This is a genomic window from Aquimarina sp. U1-2 (assembly GCF_017897595.1).
Lineage (GTDB): Bacteria > Bacteroidota > Bacteroidia > Flavobacteriales > Flavobacteriaceae > Aquimarina.
In genome coordinates, this window is the sequence record NZ_JAGKIK010000015.1 from 77,543 (window position 1) to 98,065 (window position 20,523).

Genomic DNA, 20,523 nt, shown 5'->3' on the forward strand with positions numbered 1-20,523 from the left:
CGCTATAGCGGTTGTCAAGTAAAATGGAATATATTTATTTTTACAGTATCTTAAACCCTAGTTTTTTTAAATCAGACCAAAAATCAGGATATGACTTTGAAACCACATCAGGATCTTCGATATTTATAGAAGTTCTTAATGCTAGAGGAGCAAATGCCATTGCCATTCGATGATCATTATAAGTAGCTATAGAAATATCTGATCGTATCGAACTTGCCGGTTCTAAACATAAAGTATCGTTGGTTATGGTAATGACCCCTCCCAATTTTTCGATTTCTACCTTTAGCGCCTGCAATCTATCGGTCTCTTTTATTTTTAAGGTATGTAACCCTGTAAGGAAACAACCCAATTTTAACCCAAAACAACTTACTACAATGGTTTGAGCAATATCTGGAGAATTAGATAGATCTAACGTTTCTGGCATTTGTACATCATTCATTACCTTGGTTAAAGTAATAGAATGATCATGGTATGCAGTTTTTACCCCTAGATGTTTATAAATTCCTGCTAGTGCAGAATCACCTTGATAACTCTGCTTTTTATAACTCTTGAGCGTTACTGAAACATTCACGTTTGCCAGTGCAATAATCCCATAATAATATGAAGCAGAACTCCAATCAGACTCTACGGTAATTTTTGAAGCAAGTTTCTTAGTATTTGGTGGTATAACTATTTTATTGTGTTCAAATGTTCCTGCTATACCTACATCTTCTAATAAACGTAGTGTCATATTAATATAAGGTATAGATGTTACTTTCCCTTGAAGATTGATGATTAAACCTTTTGGTAGAGAAGCTGCAACCAACATAAGTGCCGATATGTATTGGCTACTTACATTTGCCTTGAGTTCAATTTGACGGGTCAGAGGTTGTTTTCCTATAATTTTAATAGGTGGGTATCCTTCTTCTTTCTCATAACTAATCTCACATCCTATCTGTCGTAAAGCATCTACTAGTATTTTTATGGGTCTTTCTTGCATTCTTTGACTGCCAGTAAGTATAATTTCTCTACCATCATTTATAGCAAAAAAAGCGGTCAAAAAACGCATAGCGGTACCGGCATGGTGTATATCGACAATCATCTCATCACTTTGTAACGCTTTTTGCATGAGTTGTGAGTCATCACTATTAGACATATTTTCTATGCTGATATCGGGATACAACGCCTGCAAAATCAATATTCTATTGGTTTCGCTTTTTGAACCTGTGATTTTTAATGTTGTATTTTCAATAGTAGGAATGTAGGCTAATTTCAAACTCATATTATCGATTTGATTTTCGTTTTCTTAACTCAAAATAATACGCCATAATCATACCGTATAGCAATCCGCCAACAATTCTGGAAACGGTATATTTTATCCAATTTCCATTTGCAATTTTATCGTTTATGAATGAAGCTACAGCAAGCCCATTGTAATGCATAAAATGTTCTATTACACTAAATATGATTATAAAACCAAGACCAATGTATGCGGTAGACATCCAATATTTTTTTGAAGAAAGGACTTTTTTAAACATTATTTCAGCTTTTGATTGTTGTGATGTCGATTGTGGTCTCGTTTCGTTTTAAGGTCTAGTTTTTTGTTAAAAGCCTCCTGAAGATTGATACCTGTTTGATTGGCTAAGCACAATATTACGAATACAACATCGGCTAACTCTTCACCCAGGTCTTTATTTTTATCACTTTCTTTTTCACTTTGCTCACCATATCGACGCGAAATGATCCTGGCTACTTCTCCTACTTCTTCTGTAAGTTGTGCCATATTTGTAAGTTCATTAAAGTAGCGCACGCCATGATTTTTAATCCATTCGTCGACTGCCTTTTGTGCGTTTTGGATGTTCATATTATATTTTTTTTAGCACTATTTGCTCATTTTCTTTTTCTACAACTTGATTGTAAAATTGCTTTATATATGGATATGATATTGAAGGAAGAAAAGGTTTAGCAATGGTTTCGTTTACTACAACTTGAATCATTCCATTCGCTATTCCAGATCTAAATGTAAAAGAACCCATACCATTTGGCAGTTTAAATGCTTTAGGTTTAGGTAATGTGACCACCTCATAGTCTTCTGGAATTTTGATATTTACCATGTAGGTATTTGTGAAACCATATCCAAAATCTATAGGATGCTCTCTATTTTCAGATTTAAAAAGATTCTCCTTATCCCTTAAGAATAATAATGGAGAAAAATACATCTCTTCATCAATTAGTTCAATTTGATTGTAAGATATAAAATTAAAGCTCTCGCTTACCCCTTTTCCGTAGTCATTTATACCTTTAACGTCGTATTCTTTAATTTCTTCAATTTCGTATTTCGCTTTAAATTTCCCTGCTTTACTTTCTATATCTCTTTCGCCGTATTTAGTTCTAAATGCATGAGCAAGATAATCCATATGACGAACATTGAATTTACCACTAATCATACCTTCGCCGTCGATTTCACATTGTATATTATATCGATCCATTGAAGGATTTTCTGGTCTAAGACTTACTTGCTGAGATGTTCCATTACTCGCAATTATTCTTCCAGAACCTCGGATAACTCGATCAGGTAAAACATTAGGAACTCCATATTTATCTGTCGCATCTAGGTATGCTATGCTTCCATCTACCAATTTCACTCTTGTAATTACATAATTAAAACCATCTAATGTAGGAAAAAGTGCCATAACTCTATTACTAGAACTTACTAATACAGGATTAGCATCCAGTCCCATATATGACAACATCGCAGTAAGCATTATGTTGATTTCTGCGGCGTTTCCTGTTTTTTCTTTATAGGCTTTTTTAACTCCTATACTAGTAGCAACAGCGTATTTTCCATTCCAATTCATTCTGTTTTTAACGTATTCAAATACTTTTGAAAGCTTAGTGGCTTCGTTTTCTGTTTTAGAAACTATTGCTTTAAGATCTTCTTCATAATAATTTTTCTTTTTTAATTCACCGCCAAAATTCTCACTTTTAAATATTGTTTTAGTTACATCTTCCCATGTGGTTGAATAATATTTGATAGGTTGGTTAGGAAAATTAATATGTGACAACTCGTAATTTATGGATGAGATATAATTTTTAATATTTCCCGAATAAGGCTCAACTTTAAACGCAGGCACGTTCGTCGAATTAATAGTATTAATAAAAGTTTTAAAATCAATAGTACTTGTGGTAGTATTTGAGGTAACCGGACTGCTAAAACCACCTCCGGTTCTGGTCTTATTTGTATGTGCAATTTTATCTAATTTACTATTTTCCTTTAAATTTATCGGAAGGTATCCTGAAGTAAATTTTTTAAAATGAAAATATTCAGGAAAATTAAGGCTTACATTTAGTTGTTTTATTGGAATTTCATATTGAAGATTGATCTTATCTATATTAAATAGAAATGGTGAAATAATTTTATATTTATATTCAATAACAGATCCTTCTTGTAAAGATGGCATTGTAAACTTTACCTGATCATAATATTCTGAATATTCATTCTTAAAAATTCCTTCTCCTTTAAGTTTGGTCTCTATAACTTTCCCATCAATTAAACTATAAGTAAATCCCTTTAAACCGACTACTTTTTCATCTTCGCTTCTCTGTTTATATAGAAAAATTTCGTCTGTTGCATAATCAAAGCCTTCTTTTTTATATAATTTCACTCTCTTATGCACCTCGGTCATTAATTGGAACCCCTGTGATTGATTATAGTTAATAGAAACATTCTTATTCTCATACAAAATCACAGCATTGGCTGAGCTATCAAGAGGATATGATTGTTCTAACAGTTCTTCTTTGGAAACTTTCCCAAACTTATATTCTTGGGCAGTTCCAATATTGATTGCTACAATTAGCATAAAAACTAATTGCAAATTGTTTATATACTTCATAATTGATTTGTTTATTGTTGTTTAAGTACTATTCTTGATTTGTCTATTTTTTTGATCCGAGATCTGAATTCTCTATATTTCTCGTACTTTTCTTTCGGAAAAATCCCGTCAACTATCTTCAGAAATCTTTTGAATCTTATTTGTGATTCATCTAATTTTTCTAACTCATAGATATACTTTCCAAATTCTGTTTCCAAAGTTTTCTTTTCTGGTAAGTTACGTACAGTATAGTCCTCTGGTAGGTTAATTATATATTCATCAGTATGCACATAACCTCTTGATATGACTAAAGGAGTAACTCTATTTTTGTATTTTGGAAAACTGCTTTGATCACAGCTAAACATATTAGGCATTAATAAAAAGCGATCCCCTACCTTTTTTGTATAGGAAGTACAGGACACTTCAATATCCTCGGTAAATAATACGGTGTCTCTATTATTCTTAAATTCTACAGAATTGATTTCTAAATTATTAACATATCCCCATTTCTTCTTGTAATGTAATTTTTGATCTTTAGGTTCCTGATATTGAATATCATAATTCCCATTGTATTCCAATCCTTTTGATTCCCTTTTTAAAGTAGCGACCATTGATTTATCGGTATTCAATTTTATGGTAGCAACTGTGTTCAAAATATTTTCCTGAGGCTTATATTTTTTAGTTCTCTTTATCTCACCTCCTTCTGGTTTTACTACCAAAACGTTTCTGTCATCTGTAAAATCACCAATAAAATTGAATGGCATCGTTTGACTGGTACATTCTAACCAAATTTCTTCATCTTGATACGGTACATTTAAAATTACATGATTGCCTTGCATTGAAACAAAATCTGAATCGATATCCCTTTTTTCTTGTGCATAAACGATCGTATAATAAGAGGTGATCTTTTGGCTATCTAATAAAGCCCTAGTGTAATTTGTAAGTGCCTTACAATCTCCATAGCCTAATCTATCTACGTCTGAAGCTAAAAATGGCATCCATCCACCAATACCTAATTGTACACTTATATATCTTGTTTTATCCTGAACATATTCGTATATTAATTTTACTTTTTCTTTATCGGTTTTGGCATTAGTGACCAAGGTATTTATCTCTTCTATCGTTTCGAGAGGCAGTTCATTTCTTCCTGATAAAAGTTTATCGTATTGCCATTTTCCAAAGGATTTCCAATCGCTTGCAGATCCTTTGACACCTTCCAAAAAAAAGTCATTTAAGGTAACTTTTGCTTCTGGCACCATGTCTAAATACGAAGGACTTAATACTTCTGGTTGTCTTGGAAGTACATTTAGAATAAGAAATGAAATCTCATGATCTGTTTTATTCTTAATAATTGAATATCCTTCAAAATTGGATTCTTTAATTCTTATTGGAATTGAAGTAGTATTTAAAACTTTATAGGACGACTTTTGAATTCCAAGTTTGGAAGCTCTAACAGGAACCCAGGAGGGTATAAATGCTGTTGTAGAACTTTCTACTTCACTTTCCCAAGCAAGTGTATATGGATAAGATATCGCAGTATAATCAATATATTTTATGCGATTATCATTCATCAAAGAAATTCCATCAAAAGCACTTCTATCTTTAAAATCTTTCTTCTTATATCTTTTTATTTCTTTTCCTGAAGCGTCATAAACAATGGCCCCAAGTTTCTTAATATGTATAGATGGGTCATACCCTTCATAAGAATCAGCATATCCATCCCCAAACTTGTTAAGAACAGTGATAATCCTCTTTGTCTTTGTGGTAATTGAACGTATAGAGTTGATTTCTACTATGATTTCTTCGGATCGCACAACAGCGTTCGCACCCCTGATAAGTATCGAATCAATTTGAGCTACTCCCAGGTTTGCATCTTCTTGTGAAAAAATATTACAAAAAGTCAATGGTATTAAAACCACTAGAAGTTTTAGTGATCTTTTTTGCATATAATTATTTATTTTGGGTGGGGTAGGTTATTCTTTACTCTTTGTATCGATGATTATTGTAACTGGTCCATCATTAAGTAATGATATTTTCATATCAGCTCCAAATATACCAGTTCCAACTTTTTTTCCCAAATTCTTTTCTAATTGGTTAATAAAGCTTTCATATAAAGGTATCGCGATTTCGGGTTTTGCCGCTTGTATATAACTTGGCCGATTGCCTTTTTTCGTACTTGCATGAAGTGTAAATTGACTTACAACTATAGCCTCACCATTCATATCAACCACGCTTTTATTCATTACTCCGTTTTCATCACTAAAAATTCTCAATTTGGAGATTTTTGAGGACAACCATATACTATCTTCTGAAGTGTCTTTATTTTCAATTCCAATAAGAATTAGCAAACCGTGTTGTATGTTTGCGATTATTTTTCTCTCAACTGACACTGATGCTTTAGAAACTCTCTGTATTACTGCTCTCATTTAGTTATTCTTTAAAACAAATTGTTGATTTAAGTTTAAAGTGCAAGTATACATTGTTTGTGTTTCATTTTTTGAAACTGAAATGTTTTTTTTAATTTATTGTCCAAACTTGATTTTTATGCCTAAGTATTATTCTTCGTCGTAATTGTTTTTTCTATAACTCTCCTCTTCGCCTTCCAAAATTTGCAGATAACTTTTGTATCTCGACCAGGCTATTTCTTCGTTATCCAAAGCCTTTTTAATAGCGCATTTAGGTTCATTAACATGCAAGCAATTATTAAATTTACATTCAGATTTTAAATTAAAAAATTCTGGAAAATAATCCCCTAATTCTTCTTTATCCATATCGACAACTCCAAATCCTTTGATGCCCGGAGTATCAATGATTTTGGCTCCAAAACTTACATCAAACATTTCTGCAAATGTAGTTGTATGCTGACCTTGTTGATGCTGGTCGCTTATCGCTGCCGTTTTTAATGCCAAGTCGGGCTCTATTAAATTCACCAGTGTCGATTTACCAACACCGCTATGTCCAGAAAACATGCACACTTTATCCCTCATTAACGCTTTAACTTGATCAACATTTTTTCCAGTTTTAGCAGAAATCCCTATACATTCGTAGCCAATCTTTCTATACAAAGCCGCAAGATATTTTACTTCGAGAAGTTCTTCTTCGTTATAGGTGTCAATTTTATTAAAAAGCAAAACTGCCTTGATTGTGTAGGCCTCTGCAGTTACCAAAAATCGATCAATAAAAGCTGTAAAGGTAGGAGGGTTATTAAGCGTAATTATCAAAAATACCACATCAATATTAGCAGCTATAATATGAGTTTGTTTTGATAGATTTACAGACTTTCTGATGATATAATTTTGACGTTCATGAATATGTTCGATCACTCCGGTTTCCTGATCATTTTTGGTTTCAAGTTTGAAATCTACTCGATCACCTACCGAAACCGGATTGGTACTTTTTATATCTTGAATTCTAAATTTCCCTTTTATACGGCATTCATAAATCGTACCGTTATCTGTTTTTACGGTATACCAACTTCCTGTAGATTTATATACTGTGCCTGTCATTACCACAAAGATGCAACTATTAAAAATTTTATAATACTAATTTTTTCTTTATTCAGAAAAATAATGGCATAACTATTGAGTTATAGAAAAGATTATTAATCATTAAAAACAAATCAATATGAAAAAACATCTAACATTCATTGCAGTATTCTTTCTTGGTCTTACCACTACTTTTTCGCAAGACACTTACGAATTTCAAATCGTAACCGTTATCGAATCGATTGTACCCAGTGGTTTGGGAAGATCCAGAATGCTCACCACCAACGAAGTTAGAGACTATAAAGAGTTTACCTCTACTCGAACTGGAGAAAACGATAAAAGAAACAAATCAAATCGTGAAGAAATTCGTGTAAAGGGGTTCGACGAAACCAAATTATTGAACTTTTTTAATCTTGGCGGAATCCGTTTTCAAAATATAGCAGCAAACGATGCTATAGTCACTTCAAAAATCAACGAAATGTCGACACAAGGCTGGGAGCTAGCTTTTGTTAATAGTGGTGTCGAAAGCTTCGGTGGAAAAGGAGATGGCAATGGAATTTACATAACTCGATATACCTTTAAGAGAAAAAAGTAAATAACAGTTATAAAACGGAGTCAAGTTAAAAAACCTTGGCTCCGTTTTGAATTAATACTGTACCTTCTAGATTATCCTCTGGCTATTTTCTTCTGATGATTAATTGACTCTTGATGAATTGCCTTATAAATTCGTAACATGAATTCTTCACTTAATCCTTTTTCTTCACCCTCCAGAATCATTTTACCAAGTATTTCATTCCAACGTTTCGATTGAAGTATAGCCACGTTTTGTTTGGCTTTAACTTTACCTATTTCATCAGATATTTTCATTCTTCGTGATAATACATCAAGTAACTGATTGTCTGCTATATCAATTTTGGCACGAAGCTCGCTTAGCGCTTTTTGATACGTTTCATCATCACCAATTTCTTTTCTAATTTTCAAATCTTTCATATACTGAATTAATGTTGCTGGCGTGATCTGCTGTTTGGCATCACTCCATGCATTATCAGGATCATAATGCGTTTCTACTATCAACCCGTCAAAATTGAGATCCAACGCTGTTTGAGAAAGATCAAATATCAGATCTCTTCTTCCTGCAATATGAGAAGGATCTAAGATCAGGGGTAAATCAGGAAAACGATTTTGTAAATCGATAGGGATTTGCCATTCGGGAATATTGCGATATTTGGTTTTTTCATAGGTAGAAAATCCTCTATGAATTACACCAAGGTTTTTAACATCGGCAGTATAGAAGCGCTCTACTGCCCCAAGCCAAAGCGATAGATCGGGATTGATAGGGTTTTTTATCAACACGGGATTATCGATTCCCTTGCAGGCATCGGCAATATCCTGAACGATAAAAGGAGACACGGTACTTCTAGCACCTACCCACAAAATATCTACATCGTGTTCTAGTGCTAATTCTACGTGATGAGGATTAGCTACTTCGGTTGCAATTTTTAAGCCGGTTTCTTCTTTTGCCTTCTTAAGCCATTTTAGTCCAAGCGCCCCTACCCCTTCAAAATTTCCGGGTCTTGTTCTGGGTTTCCATATACCTGCACGTAAAACAGTAGCATCAGAATCTTTAAGTTGATGTGCTATTTTCAACACCTGATCTTCGGTCTCTGCACTACAAGGACCCCCTATTACAAGTGGATGATCCAGATGATACGCATCTAACCAGTGTCTAAGTTCTTTTTTATTTTCCATATCTATTTTTTTTACAGTTGTGATGTGGTTTTAGGGTTTGTATTATGAAATTCCTTTTAAAATTGATTTTATATGATTTGTATTTTCCATTTCTTTATACACTTTTTTAAAATTGTCTTTTTCGATCAGCTCTTTAAATTGCGTTAAGTTAGCAATGTATTCTTGAAGTGTCTCGATCACATTTTCCTTATTATGCATAAAAATGGGTGTCCACATCGCAGGAGAACTCTTAGCAAGTCGAACTGTTGATGCAAACCCACTTCCTGCCATATCAAAAATATCGCGTTCATTCTTTTCTTTTTCAATAACGGTTTTACCCAACATAAATGAACTGATATGCGATAGGTGAGATACATAAGCAATATGCTTATCATGAGAAATAGCGTCCATATATCGAATTCTCATTCCTAACCGAGAAAAAACCTCCATCCCTCTTTCTTGTAATTTGAAGGCTGTTTTTTCTACCTCACAAATAATATTGGTTTTTCCTCTATACAAATTGGCAACAGCCGCTTCCGGACCTGAAAACTCGGTGCCGGCAATAGGATGTGCAGCAAGGTAATTTCTTCTTTTGCTATGTGTTGAAACAGCTTCGCATAATTTTTGTTTAGTGGATCCTACATCAAAAACCAAACAATCATCAGGTACAATATCCAAAACTTCTGAAATCAATCGTACAGTAGCATCTACAGGTATAGCTATGATTACTATATCTGCATTTTTACTTTCTTTTAAAGAAGCTTTATGGTCTATAACTCCCAGTTCTAAAGCTTTATTAAGATGCTGTTCATTTTGATCAATCCCGTAGATACATACTTCGTCAAAAGCGGCTTTAATATCAATGGCCAAAGATCCACCTATAAGTCCTACTCCGATAATAAATACGTTCATAGCTCTCTAGCCCCTAATGGGGAATTTAAATGATGTTTGGCAATGCTATCTTTTCCTTTTAAACGCAAAATAGCTTCCCTAATGTTCTCTTGTGTCACACAAAGTGAAAAACGGATATATCCTTTTCCATTACTACCAAAAATATCGCCAGGAGCAATAAAAACATCGTTATTATATAAAATAGTGTCAATAAAATCTACGGCATTGATTCCTTCAGGTAATTTTGCCCAAACAAACATTCCTTTTGCCGAAGTATCATACGTACAACCTAAGTGAGAAGCAAGCTCCCATATCAATTTTCTTCTTTTTTTATAGATAGTATTTATGGTATGATACCAGTCATCTGCTATTTTTAATGCTGCAACCGCCCCTTTTTGAATCCCATAAAACATGCCGCTATCCATGTTGCTTTTTACTTTTAATATAGCTTCTATTTTATCTGAACTTCCAGAAACCATTCCTACTCGCCAACCTGCCATATTAAACGTTTTACTTAGCGAATTCAATTCGAGCGCTATATCTTTTGCTCCTTCCATAGATAAGATACTCATAGGATGCTCATTCAAAATAAAGCTATACGGATTATCATTGACCAATAGTATATTATGTTTTTTGGCAAAAGTGATACACTTTTTAAATGCTTCTACTGTTCCCAAAGCACCTGTAGGCATATTAGGATAGTTAATCCACATAACTTTAACATTACTCACATCTTTTTTAGAAAGGCTATGAAAATCAGGCATCCAATTATTTTCTTCGGTAAGCTCATAAAACACCGGTTTTGCGCCTAATAGCCTGGTAACAGATGCATACGTTGGGTAACCCGGGTTAGGGATTAATACCTCATCACCTTCATTGAGATAGGCCATAGATATGTGCATTATACCTTCTTTAGAACCAATTAATGGCAAAATTTCCTGATCAGGATGTAGGTTCACCTCATATTTATCAAAATAGAATTCTGAAATTGCGTTTCGTAATTCTGGTAAACCCTGATAGCTCTGATATTTGTGTGCTCCGTTGCTAGCGACAGCTTGTTGTATGGCTGTGATCACTTCTTGAGGAGGGTCTAGATCCGGACTCCCGATCGCCATATTAATAATAGGTTTGCCAGCAGCAGCCAGCTCTCGTACCTCTCTTAATTTTTTTGAGAAATAATACTCTTCTACCGTGTCTAGCCGTTTTGCAGTTTGAATAGTCATCCGTTTTGATTTTTATATTCGCCGAGTACTTTTAACTCTAATGCCATAATTTTCAAAAGCGACAAGGCTTTTTGATAGTTTTGATAGGCATCAAAAGTCACATCTACAAAAAAAGAATATTTCCATGGCATTTCAATTACCGGCAAGGATTGTATTTTGGTCAAGTTCAAACTACAATCACTCATAACATTTAGCACTGTAGCCAGACTTCCTCTTTTATGATCAGTCAAAAACTTTAAAGATGCCTTATTAATTTCCGTTTTTTCTATGCTCGATGTGGTAGCTTGAGTATTCAAAATAAAAAATCGAGTACTATTAGATTTTATAGTTTGAATGTTGTGTGCTAGAATATGAAGATCATAAATGCTGGCAGCTGTTTCTCCAGCCACCGCTGCGATTCCTTTTAATTGCTTTTCCTGAATTCGTTTTGCGACATCTGCCGTATCGGCATCTTCTATTAACTTAATATGAGGCAGGGCCCGAAAAAACTCTTTGCATTGTAATAAAGCCATAGGATGCGAATAGACCTCTTTAATATCTGAAATATCTTGCCCAGAAAGCGCCATCAAGCAGTGATGTATAGGTAAAAAATACTCCCCATTAATGGTTAAATGATGCTCATCGATATAGGCATAATTAGGAATTATCGAGCCCGCTATACTATTTTCTATGGCCATGACCGCATCTGTACTTTTCTGATTTTCAAGACTGGTCACCAGTTCTTGAAACGACATACATTCGTCTACAATCACATCTTCCCCAAAGTAGGCTTGCGCGACACTATGATGGTACGATCCTTTGATTCCCTGAATGGCAACTTTCTTATTCACTATTTTAAATTTAAATTTAAACTATCCTGCTTTACAGCTAGATTAGTTCAACTAGCAATTTTGAGTTATCACAAAAAAAATCCCGACTTTTCAGCGGGATTCTAGTTATATTTTAAATGTTCATTTACATAGCTATCCCGATCTTACTTTTAAGATAAAAGAAGAAAAAATAAAATCGGTTCCAGATAAATACGTTTTTCATTGTCCTAAATATGATAGCACTAAAGTAGTTAAAACTATAGCATTTAAAAATGTTTTTCTTTTTTTTTCACGACTGCCTCAAAATTATAATCAAATATTAAACAATCTTGCTTTATTGATGAAAAATTCTAATCAAAACATAGCAAAGATTATTAATTTTCTATTATTCAGATCACTAACAAACGTTTGTCATTATATGACGCCCAGTTCTTTACCTACTTTTTTAAAGGCTTTAATAGCTTTTTCGAGATGATGACGCTCGTGAGCCGCAGATAATTGTACTCTTATTCTAGCCTTTTCTTTTGGCACTACAGGATAAAAGAATCCTATAACATAAATACCTTCATCTAGCAATTTTGAGGCAAACTCTTGTGACAACTTTGCATCGTATAGCATCACAGGTACAATGGGATGATCCCCCGGGATAATATCAAAACCTGCGTTTTTCATTTCTGATCTAAAGAATTTTGTATTCTCTTCGAGCTTATCGCGTAATTGTGTAGAAGCGCTAAGTACGTCTAATACTTTTATAGAAGCGCCAACAATAGATGGTGCCAGAGTATTAGAAAATAAATAAGGTCGGGATCGTTGTCGTAATAGCTCAACAATTTCTTTTCGGGCTGCTGTAAATCCGCCCGAAGCACCACCCAGAGCTTTACCATAAGTGCCTGTAATAATATCTACACGCCCCATCACATTTCTATATTCGTGGGTACCTCTACCCGTTTTTCCTAAAAATCCTGTAGAATGACATTCATCTATCATGACCATAGCATTGTATTGATCTGCCAGATCACAGATTTTATCTAATTGTGCGATAGTTCCGTCCATAGAGAATGAACCATCGGTCACAATTACTATTCTCCTGGCATCTTTGGCTTGCATTAGTTGCTTTTCAAGATCTACCATATTATTATGCTCGTATCGAAAACGCTTAGCTTTGCATAGTCGTACTCCGTCAATAATAGAAGCATGATTTAACGCATCTGAAATGATAGCATCATCTGCTCCTAGAATTGGTTCGAACAAACCTCCATTGGCATCAAAAGCGGCAGCGTATAAAATACAATCCTCCATCCCTAGAAATGCAGCGGTCTTTTTTTCCAACTCTTTGTGAATGTCTTGTGTTCCACAAATAAATCGCACCGAAGACAGACCATAACCATGAGAATCAATAGCCTCTTTACCTGCTTCTATAACATCGGGATGCGACGAAAGCCCCAAATAATTATTCGCACAGAAATTTAAAACATCTTTGGTATGAGAGGTATCGATTTTAGCACCTTGAGGAGTAGTGATAATTCGCTCGGCTTTAAATAATCCCGCATCTTTGATTTCATCTATCTCTTGTTGTAAATCGTCTTTTATATTTGAAAACATATATCGTCTTATTTTTTATTAATTTTTTTATCTGGAAATTGAATATCTACTACACGTTATAAATGTCAAAATTGTATCAACGAATTTACTTCAACATCATTAAAACTTATATTTTTTGGCTTTTGTGGCGTTGCTATACAAGCAAAAAATAACTTTATCCAATCACAAACCTTTCGCAATCCCAACACCTGGTACCTTGTTATTGGTCGGTCCTGTATCCATCAAAAATGTACACCAGTTCAATATTCGATAGGGAAACTTAGCAAGGCGAAATTTCTAAATTTCTGGAGCCTGTCTTATATTTTTCCTTTAATTTCTGAATCATTGTCTGAGTAATCATTTTTAGATCATATTCTGGTTTCCAACCCCAATCTCTTGCAGCAGCTGAATCATCTATTGATTTGGGCCAGCTTGCCGCAATATCCTGTCGAAAGTCAGGTATAAAGTTTACTTTAAATTCTGGATATAATTTACGAATTTCCTGAACAACTTCGATAGGAGAAAAGCTAACTCCTGCAATATTATAAGATGTACGCGTTTTGATACGCTCCTTTGGAGCATCCATAAGTTCGAGCGTCGCTCGTATGGTATCTGCCATAAAAATCATAGGCAATGTCGTATCCTTTTCTAGAAAACAAGTAAATTCTTCATGAAGCACAGCTTTGTGATAAATAGCTACTGCATAATCTGTAGTACCTCCTCCTGGCAACGATTGATATCCTATCACACCTGGATATCTAATAGACCGCACATCTAAGCCATACCTTTCAAAATAGTATTGTGCCCAATTTTCTCCTGCTGCCTTGCTCATTCCGTATACTGTTGCGGGATTTAAGTATGCATTATTGGGAGTTTGATGTAAAGGAGCATCATTTCCAAAAACAGCAATAGAGCTTGGATAAAAAACTTTGTCAATAGCATTACGCCTTGAAACTTCGAGTACAACAAACAAGGTTTTCATATTAATCTCCCAGGTCTGTAGCGGATTTTCTTCACCTCTAGCCGAAAGTATAGCCGCCAAGTGATAAATTTGAGTAATTTGATATTTGGATACTAATTCTTGAATTCTATCTTGATGCGTAGCATCTGCGATTTCAAATATTCCGTAAAAATTATCCTTTCTTGTTAGATCAGATCCTACTACGTTCTCTACACCATATTTTTTCTGTAGCGCACCGATAAGCACAGTTCCCAATTGCCCATTGGCTCCAATGACTAAAATCTTCGTTTGTGACTTCATTACAAAAGTATTATTCACTTACTAAAGTACTAATTATAGATTTTAAAACCATATTTTAGCAATAAATAAGTGAAATTTACTGTAAATCATTTAAATTTTAACTATTTTTACTTCTTTATTATTGATTATTATATATTTACAGTACTATTTAGATTCAATGTAAAACATTTATGGAACAGCTCGACCAAACCGATATTATAATTCTTAGATTGTTACAAGAAGATGCTAAGAAAACAGCCAAAGAAATCGCAAATATTCTCAATCTAACCTCGTCGCCTGTATATGAACGTATTCGAAGATTGGAGAAGCAGGGATTTATAAAAAAATATGTAGCCATTTTAGATAAAAAACTTATCGATCGTTCGGTTACAACAATTTGCCAGGTTTCTATGCGCTATCATAACGAGGCTTTTATAGAGAAATTTGAAGAACAAATTCAAAACCTTCATGAAGTGCAGGAATGCTATCACATGGCGGGCCAGGTTGACTTTATATTGAAGATACATACCAAAAGTCTCGAAGAGTATCATGATTTCATAAAAACCAAACTATCAAAAATCGAAAATATAGGGGTGCTTAACAGTACTTTTGTACTGAAGGAGATAAAGCATACATCAGAGTTTTCTATTTAATATATTATTTTGTTACCTATGTGTAGGTTTTTTTAAACCCGGTTTATACATTAGAATTTCGTTATGAGATTTGAAAACACCAATAAAAACAAATGCTTTGTCAATTTTATCGTCGCAGTTTACCCTCTGCGGAGTCGTAGGGCTACAGTGACATTGAAAATACAGCGTAGCGTTTGTTTTTAAAGGTATTTCAAGCCGTAATACCTGCCCGCCTTTTTCTAAACAAAATGGCAGGCGGGGATTTTATAATGCATCATCCGGATTTAATTCAAATTATGTACTTTTGAGCATAGTTAGATCCAATTTCTATTTATGTCTATACGAGTAACAAACATTTCAAAATCTTACGGAGCGCAAAAAGCACTAGATCAAGTATCTTTTGAGGTAAAACAAGGAGAAATTGTCGGTTTTCTAGGACCTAACGGTGCGGGAAAGTCAACTATGATGAAGATTTTGACTACCTATATTCATCCAGATCATGGTACCGCTTTGGTCAATGGCTTTGATATCGACAAGCAAGCTATTGATGTTAAAAAGAGTGTAGGTTATTTGCCAGAGCACAATCCGCTGTATCTTGAAATGTATGTGAGAGAATATCTCTTGTTTACCACTCGGGTCTATAATATCCCAAAATCAAAAATTGAAGAAGTTATTGAATTGACCGGACTCACCCCTGAAGCACATAAAAAAATTAATCAGCTTTCTAAAGGCTATAGGCAGCGTGTAGGATTAGCGTGTGCACTCGTACACGATCCACAGGTTTTAATTTTAGACGAACCCACTACAGGTCTGGATCCTAATCAACTGGTAGAAATTAGAGAACTCATTACCACGATCGGGAAGAAGAAAACTGTATTTCTTTCTACTCATATCATGCAGGAGGTAGAAGCTATGTGCAATAGAGTACTAATTATTAATAATGGTACTATAGTGGCAGATCAATATTTGCATGACCTTATTGATAAAGAAGATCAAATTATTATCGTAGAATTTGATTACCGCATTGAAGAAGCTTTTTTACAAAAATTACCCTATGCATCACATGTAAAAAACACCCATGGATTTGTGTATGAAATTACATTTACAACCTCGACAGATATGCGCCCTAAGGTTTTTGATTTTGCACATGACAATACACTTAAAATTCTTCAATTAGCGCGAAAAAACAAAAATCTAGAGAGTTTGTTTAGAGAGTTAACAAGTCCGCCTCTGTCTTAGACTTCTCCCACCTAAAGGATGGAGAAGCTAAAGTAAACTACCTTGAGGCAAGCCTCGGGATGTTATACCCTTTGGCGGTGCCAATAAAAGTTTTATTCAAACAGTAATCTCCCTGTGAAAAACTGCTCAACTTCGACTACTGGTGGGGTGTTTACCGCAATTAAATCACCGGTACTGCGCAATTCTCCCTGAAGAGATTCTATAGGATGAACGATAATTTTATTGGCACCTCTATGAAAAAAACTCACCTTTTGTGCTATTAAATTACCGCCTTCGAACCGGCCTATACCCGATGCAAAATTAACACTTAAACTTTCTGTAACCCCTTCAATAAAAAAGGAAGTTATATTATTGGCAACAATGGCTATGTTTTGAGCGTTTACCCGCAAATTAAATGTTCCTGTTGTGGTTCCCGTATCTTCGTTAAAATCCTCAGACAGTAAGCTCAACGATGGGTAATTTAAGACGCCATCAGACGAAATGTCAAATTGTGTTGCACTTCTAATCTGAGTGATGTTGGGTGCGGTTACAAAAACTTTAGTCGGATTAATGGCTCGAAAAAATGCGCAGTCGTTGCTGTCATTAAGAATAAGGCGATCACCGTCTACAATTACAGAGACGTCATTTAATAAATTATCTCCTGTTTCTATGCTCACAGCAGTTGTATCGCCTTGTTTAAGTATAAGTTCTATATTAGGATTAACTAAAATTCTAGAAAAATCTTGAACTTCAATCTCTTGCCTTACTGTAGCCCCTGTTCGTTGAAAGCAATCTAATGCATTTTCAGAATCGCATCCCATAACAGCTACTATACCTATGATAAATAACAGTTTCTTCATAACCTATATCCAATTGTAAATTCCATAGCCTCTGCTTTAGCGGCGTGAGATCTTACCGTAAATTCGCCTAAAATATTCTTTGTAAAATAATATCGCAACCCTGCCCGAAGGTAGGTTTGACCTTCAAAATCAAAAGGATAATACACATAATATCCGTATTGTGTCACTACCGAAATGCTATTTACCCTTAACTCGTGCCCCAAATATACTCCCAGTCGTTTTGAATCTTCATCACCGGTTGTACCATCATTAAAAGCACCACTAGCTCTAAAATCGATATAACGCTCTAGCGCTTTTGAAAAAAATAGTTCTGTCCCAAGCTGAAATGCACTTTTTTTATTAATCCGTTTATCGATAAAGGCTCCCAACGTATAAAAAGGAAACCTTCCCGAACCAACGACATCACTTTCATTGACACCACTTCTAAATAAAAATCCGTAACCCAAAGGTAACGCTCCTTTTACCAGCCCTTTTTCTTTTTCTGCATATTTTGGAAAATTTTCATCTAATGAGTACGTAATTCCCGCATTCAAAAATAAAGTATTCGTACTTTTGTTAGGTGCTTTGGCATTTCCGTTAGAATAATGCACAATCCCTAATCCTGCCTGAAGACCTAGACCGTTTATAAGGTTTTCTTTCTTGAAATTCAGCAAAAAATAAGTCGCACTAGAAAATTTGGATCCATGCGCAATATTTCTGAAATTATCATCTTCGTCGTATGGATTATTGCTATACGCCATACCCTGACCTAATCTAAGCATTAGATTTCTTTTCAAGAAGTAAAAATTATAGTGCGCGTATACACTAAAATGCTCACCTAAATATGAATTATCCAAATCGTGATAGATAAACGAGATTCCATATTCCGGATTATTGTACAATCGCTGCCATTCTTGATCCCCAAAGGTTTTTCGCTGAAAAGAAAAAATCACACCACTAGGGTGCCCTGTAATCAAGTGAGAAATATCCGGATTGTGTTTTAAAATCGTTCCGTAGAAATTATTAACATCGAAAGTATCATAGTTTTTAGAACCGTCTTGAGCAAACGCATGAAAACAAAGCACTAAAGATAAAAGTAAGACCTGCTTAATCATGCGACAAATGTAGGGAATAAGATGAACTTTTTGACTTCCATAGCGCTGCTATTCAAGTAAGAAATCACTTTATCTAAGCACAAAACCTTTCGCAATCGCACCACCTGGCACCTTCCTATTGGTCGGTCTTGCCTAAATCAAAAAAGTTTACAGAAGTTAGTAGTTAGTTACCTATCGGAATAAGACGCTATAGTACTACTGGCTGGTTTAGCCCTTGGCCAGAGCTCAGGACAGGCTCAGTCGAAACTTATTTCGCAAAAACGAAAAATTTTCGACTGCACTACCGTTGTTATGTTTCGTAATATTTTGAAATTCAGCAAGTAAACATCTCCCTAAATCCCTCTTCAAAGAGGGACTTTGCTCCCTTCTCTTTTTGAAGATGATAGCGGTAGCGACAGACGAAATAGAGCGCTGGAAAAGACATAGATATTTACTTCAGTTGAATTACTGGTTAGAATTTTTATTGAATGTCTCGAATAGCTATTTTGTTAGATTTCGAATTGCTGAAAATCAATATTATAAAAATTGATTGTCTGTTATTATACCTAAAGTTTAACTAAGAAGTCATCCTGAATTCATTTCAGGATCTCATTGAGTTTATTTTCAGTAAATTAAGATGAGAAGCTGAAACGAGTTCAGCTTGACGAAAACCATTTAGGTTAAATTACAGATATTCATATTATAAAATTAAATATTACAGATATTTATCTACTGATCTACAAAAGTCTAAACCAGTTCGACAAAAGCAACCGCATAACACATTAACTTATATCATTAAACAATTTTTACATCTAAAAAATTGCAGAGGCTATCTTTTTGATATTATCAGATTTTCCCATCGAATAATAATGCAGTACCGGCACCCCATATTCCATAAGTTCTTTGGATTGCTGAATAGCAAACTCAATTCCTACCTCTCGAACTTCTTTGTTATTCTTACATTTTTCAATAGCTTTTACCAATTCATCAGGCATATCTAGTTTAAATACCTGTGGTAGTAACTGCAAATGTTTTTGGACGGCAACTGGTTTAATACCTGGGATGATGGGCACATCAATACCTGCATCCTTTGCCTTTTCTAAAAATTTAAAATACCGTTGATTATCAAAAAACATCTGGGTAACCACATAATCGGCACCAGCATCTACTTTTTCCTTTAATCTTCTAATGTCTGAATCCATTGATGGTGCTTCAATATGCTTTTCGGGATATCCTGCTACTCCAATACAAAAATTAGACTTATTATCGGTTTCTACAACCTCGTGTAGAAACTGACCCTTATTCATGTTTACAATCTGCGTTACGAGCTCATTAGCATAGCCATGCCCCCCTTTTGTTGGTGTAAAATATTTTTCTTCTTTCATAGCATCACCTCGCAATGCCATAATATTATCGATCCCTAGGTAATGACAGTCGACTAATAGATATTCAGTTTCCTCTTTGGTAAATCCGCCGCAAAGTACATGCGGTATTGTATCGACATTGTATTTATGGGTTATAGATGCACAAATTCCCACAGTACCAGGTCGCATACGTGTTAATTTCTTATCCAAAAGGCCATCTCTATCGATATAAATAAACTCTTCTCTAGAAGTTGTGACATCGATAAATGGAGGGTCAAACTCCATTAACGGATCAATATTATCGTATAGTTCCTGAATACTTCTTCCTTTTTGTGGAGGTATTAATTCGAATGAGAATAAGGTTTTTCCTTTTGCTTTTTTAATATGATCTGTAACTTTCATTCTTAGGTTTATCGTTCTTTATATCTTTATATCTTTTACTATTTGTACCGTCCCGCGCAGGTTTTGTACCGTCCCGCGCAGGTTTTGTACCGTCCCGCGCAGGTTTTGTACCGTCCCGCGCAGGTTTTGTACCGTCCCGCGCAGGTTTTGTACCGTCCCGCGCAGG

The 20,523-nt window shown here is 34.7% G+C and carries 20 protein-coding genes; 3 read left to right on the plus strand and 17 right to left on the minus strand.

The window, feature by feature from the left end:
• Positions 1 to 40: 40 nt before the first annotated feature.
• The 7 genes from J8281_RS16130 to rsgA form a co-directional block, all read right to left on the minus strand.
• Positions 41 to 1,261 carry a 3-phosphoshikimate 1-carboxyvinyltransferase gene (locus J8281_RS16130; protein WP_210198684.1) on the minus strand — a complete coding sequence of 407 codons (1,221 nt, stop codon included), beginning with the start codon at positions 1,259 to 1,261 and terminating at the stop codon, positions 41 to 43.
• A 1-nt stretch (position 1,262) separates the two neighbouring features.
• The gene (locus J8281_RS16135) at positions 1,263 to 1,517 is read right to left on the minus strand and encodes a hypothetical protein (protein WP_210198685.1); all 255 of its coding nucleotides are present in this window, start codon (positions 1,515 to 1,517) and stop codon (positions 1,263 to 1,265) included.
• Complete coding sequence (locus J8281_RS16140; protein WP_210198686.1) at positions 1,517 to 1,843, minus strand: nucleotide pyrophosphohydrolase; 327 nt, start codon at positions 1,841 to 1,843, stop codon at positions 1,517 to 1,519. The genes J8281_RS16135 and J8281_RS16140 overlap by 1 nt, the downstream gene beginning before the upstream one ends.
• 1 nt (position 1,844) lies before the next feature.
• Positions 1,845 to 3,872: a DUF3857 domain-containing protein gene (locus tag J8281_RS16145; protein WP_210198687.1), complete on the minus strand. Its 2,028-nt coding sequence runs from the start codon at positions 3,870 to 3,872 to the stop codon at positions 1,845 to 1,847.
• 11 nt (positions 3,873 to 3,883) lie between these two features.
• On the minus strand, positions 3,884 to 5,797 hold the full coding sequence (locus J8281_RS16150; RefSeq protein WP_210198688.1) for a DUF3857 domain-containing protein: 1,914 nt from the start codon (positions 5,795 to 5,797) through the stop codon (positions 3,884 to 3,886).
• A gap of 27 nt (positions 5,798 to 5,824) precedes the next feature.
• The gene (gene dtd / locus J8281_RS16155; RefSeq protein ID WP_210198689.1) at positions 5,825 to 6,277 is read right to left on the minus strand and encodes a D-aminoacyl-tRNA deacylase; all 453 of its coding nucleotides are present in this window, start codon (positions 6,275 to 6,277) and stop codon (positions 5,825 to 5,827) included.
• A 129-nt stretch (positions 6,278 to 6,406) separates the two neighbouring features.
• On the minus strand, positions 6,407 to 7,357 hold the full coding sequence (gene rsgA / locus J8281_RS16160; RefSeq protein ID WP_210198690.1) for a ribosome small subunit-dependent GTPase A: 951 nt from the start codon (positions 7,355 to 7,357) through the stop codon (positions 6,407 to 6,409).
• 118 nt (positions 7,358 to 7,475) lie between these two features.
• Between rsgA and J8281_RS16165 the strand changes: the two genes are divergently transcribed.
• On the plus strand, positions 7,476 to 7,931 hold the full coding sequence (locus J8281_RS16165) for a hypothetical protein (protein WP_210198691.1): 456 nt from the start codon (positions 7,476 to 7,478) through the stop codon (positions 7,929 to 7,931).
• 71 nt (positions 7,932 to 8,002) lie between these two features.
• Here the strand turns inward: J8281_RS16165 and J8281_RS16170 are convergent, their stop codons facing one another.
• The 6 genes from J8281_RS16170 to J8281_RS16195 form a co-directional block, all read right to left on the minus strand.
• Positions 8,003 to 9,085, minus strand: a complete 1,083-nt coding sequence (locus J8281_RS16170) for a bifunctional 3-deoxy-7-phosphoheptulonate synthase/chorismate mutase type II (RefSeq protein WP_210198692.1) — start codon at positions 9,083 to 9,085, stop codon at positions 8,003 to 8,005.
• A 42-nt stretch (positions 9,086 to 9,127) separates the two neighbouring features.
• Entirely contained in the window at positions 9,128 to 9,976 is an 849-nt protein-coding gene (locus J8281_RS16175; RefSeq protein ID WP_210198693.1) for a prephenate dehydrogenase, read from the minus strand.
• A complete protein-coding gene (locus J8281_RS16180; RefSeq protein ID WP_210198694.1) occupies positions 9,973 to 11,178 on the minus strand; it encodes a pyridoxal phosphate-dependent aminotransferase in 1,206 nt (401 codons plus the stop codon). The genes J8281_RS16175 and J8281_RS16180 overlap by 4 nt, the downstream gene beginning before the upstream one ends.
• Positions 11,175 to 12,008 (minus strand): prephenate dehydratase, encoded by an 834-nt coding sequence (locus tag J8281_RS16185; RefSeq protein WP_210198695.1) that lies wholly within the window; start codon positions 12,006 to 12,008, stop codon positions 11,175 to 11,177. Before J8281_RS16185 ends, J8281_RS16180 begins: the two co-directional genes overlap by 4 nt.
• A 393-nt stretch (positions 12,009 to 12,401) precedes the next feature.
• Entirely contained in the window at positions 12,402 to 13,589 is a 1,188-nt protein-coding gene (gene kbl, locus J8281_RS16190) for a glycine C-acetyltransferase (RefSeq protein ID WP_210198696.1), read from the minus strand.
• A 259-nt stretch (positions 13,590 to 13,848) separates the two neighbouring features.
• The gene (locus J8281_RS16195; RefSeq protein WP_210198697.1) at positions 13,849 to 14,829 is read right to left on the minus strand and encodes an NAD-dependent epimerase/dehydratase family protein; all 981 of its coding nucleotides are present in this window, start codon (positions 14,827 to 14,829) and stop codon (positions 13,849 to 13,851) included.
• A 170-nt stretch (positions 14,830 to 14,999) separates the two neighbouring features.
• On the opposite strand from J8281_RS16195, the gene J8281_RS16200 reads away from it, so the two are divergent.
• A complete protein-coding gene (locus J8281_RS16200) occupies positions 15,000 to 15,461 on the plus strand; it encodes an Lrp/AsnC family transcriptional regulator (protein WP_210198698.1) in 462 nt (153 codons plus the stop codon).
• A gap of 312 nt (positions 15,462 to 15,773) precedes the next feature.
• On the plus strand, positions 15,774 to 16,679 hold the full coding sequence (gene gldA, locus J8281_RS16205) for a gliding motility-associated ABC transporter ATP-binding subunit GldA (protein ID WP_210198699.1): 906 nt from the start codon (positions 15,774 to 15,776) through the stop codon (positions 16,677 to 16,679).
• Between the two features lie 92 nt (positions 16,680 to 16,771).
• Here the strand turns inward: gldA and J8281_RS16210 are convergent, their stop codons facing one another.
• The 4 genes from J8281_RS16210 to J8281_RS16225 form a co-directional block, all read right to left on the minus strand.
• Positions 16,772 to 17,518, minus strand: coding sequence for a head GIN domain-containing protein (locus tag J8281_RS16210; protein WP_210198700.1), 747 nt, complete (start codon positions 17,516 to 17,518; stop codon positions 16,772 to 16,774).
• Entirely contained in the window at positions 17,515 to 18,612 is a 1,098-nt protein-coding gene (locus J8281_RS16215) for an acyloxyacyl hydrolase (RefSeq protein ID WP_210198701.1), read from the minus strand. Before J8281_RS16215 ends, J8281_RS16210 begins: the two co-directional genes overlap by 4 nt.
• A gap of 791 nt (positions 18,613 to 19,403) precedes the next feature.
• Positions 19,404 to 20,357 carry a methylenetetrahydrofolate reductase [NAD(P)H] gene (metF, locus tag J8281_RS16220; protein WP_210198702.1) on the minus strand — a complete coding sequence of 318 codons (954 nt, stop codon included), beginning with the start codon at positions 20,355 to 20,357 and terminating at the stop codon, positions 19,404 to 19,406.
• A partial coding sequence (locus J8281_RS16225) for a hypothetical protein (RefSeq protein ID WP_210198703.1) occupies positions 20,335 to 20,523 on the minus strand: 189 nt, incomplete at its 5' end. The genes metF and J8281_RS16225, both read right to left, overlap by 23 nt.

What these genes read in the sequence shown, in the direction of transcription:
- J8281_RS16180 (WP_210198694.1), bottom strand. Translation starts at nt 11,178, where the DNA reads ATGACTATTCAAACTGCAAAACGGCTAGACACGGTAGAAGAGTATTAT.
- dtd (WP_210198689.1), bottom strand. Translation starts at nt 6,277, where the DNA reads ATGAGAGCAGTAATACAGAGAGTTTCTAAAGCATCAGTGTCAGTTGAG.
- J8281_RS16215 (WP_210198701.1), bottom strand. Translation starts at nt 18,612, where the DNA reads ATGATTAAGCAGGTCTTACTTTTATCTTTAGTGCTTTGTTTTCATGCG.
- J8281_RS16165 (WP_210198691.1), top strand. Translation starts at nt 7,476, where the DNA reads ATGAAAAAACATCTAACATTCATTGCAGTATTCTTTCTTGGTCTTACC.
- J8281_RS16145 (WP_210198687.1), bottom strand. Translation starts at nt 3,872, where the DNA reads ATGAAGTATATAAACAATTTGCAATTAGTTTTTATGCTAATTGTAGCA.
- J8281_RS16200 (WP_210198698.1), top strand. Translation starts at nt 15,000, where the DNA reads ATGGAACAGCTCGACCAAACCGATATTATAATTCTTAGATTGTTACAA.
- J8281_RS16175 (WP_210198693.1), bottom strand. Translation starts at nt 9,976, where the DNA reads ATGAACGTATTTATTATCGGAGTAGGACTTATAGGTGGATCTTTGGCC.
- J8281_RS16130 (WP_210198684.1), bottom strand. Translation starts at nt 1,261, where the DNA reads ATGAGTTTGAAATTAGCCTACATTCCTACTATTGAAAATACAACATTA.
- J8281_RS16195 (WP_210198697.1), bottom strand. Translation starts at nt 14,829, where the DNA reads ATGAAGTCACAAACGAAGATTTTAGTCATTGGAGCCAATGGGCAATTG.
- J8281_RS16150 (WP_210198688.1), bottom strand. Translation starts at nt 5,797, where the DNA reads ATGCAAAAAAGATCACTAAAACTTCTAGTGGTTTTAATACCATTGACT.
- metF (WP_210198702.1), bottom strand. Translation starts at nt 20,357, where the DNA reads ATGAAAGTTACAGATCATATTAAAAAAGCAAAAGGAAAAACCTTATTC.
- J8281_RS16135 (WP_210198685.1), bottom strand. Translation starts at nt 1,517, where the DNA reads ATGTTTAAAAAAGTCCTTTCTTCAAAAAAATATTGGATGTCTACCGCA.
- rsgA (WP_210198690.1), bottom strand. Translation starts at nt 7,357, where the DNA reads ATGACAGGCACAGTATATAAATCTACAGGAAGTTGGTATACCGTAAAA.
- gldA (WP_210198699.1), top strand. Translation starts at nt 15,774, where the DNA reads ATGTCTATACGAGTAACAAACATTTCAAAATCTTACGGAGCGCAAAAA.
- J8281_RS16140 (WP_210198686.1), bottom strand. Translation starts at nt 1,843, where the DNA reads ATGAACATCCAAAACGCACAAAAGGCAGTCGACGAATGGATTAAAAAT.
- J8281_RS16170 (WP_210198692.1), bottom strand. Translation starts at nt 9,085, where the DNA reads ATGGAAAATAAAAAAGAACTTAGACACTGGTTAGATGCGTATCATCTG.
- J8281_RS16210 (WP_210198700.1), bottom strand. Translation starts at nt 17,518, where the DNA reads ATGAAGAAACTGTTATTTATCATAGGTATAGTAGCTGTTATGGGATGC.
- kbl (WP_210198696.1), bottom strand. Translation starts at nt 13,589, where the DNA reads ATGTTTTCAAATATAAAAGACGATTTACAACAAGAGATAGATGAAATC.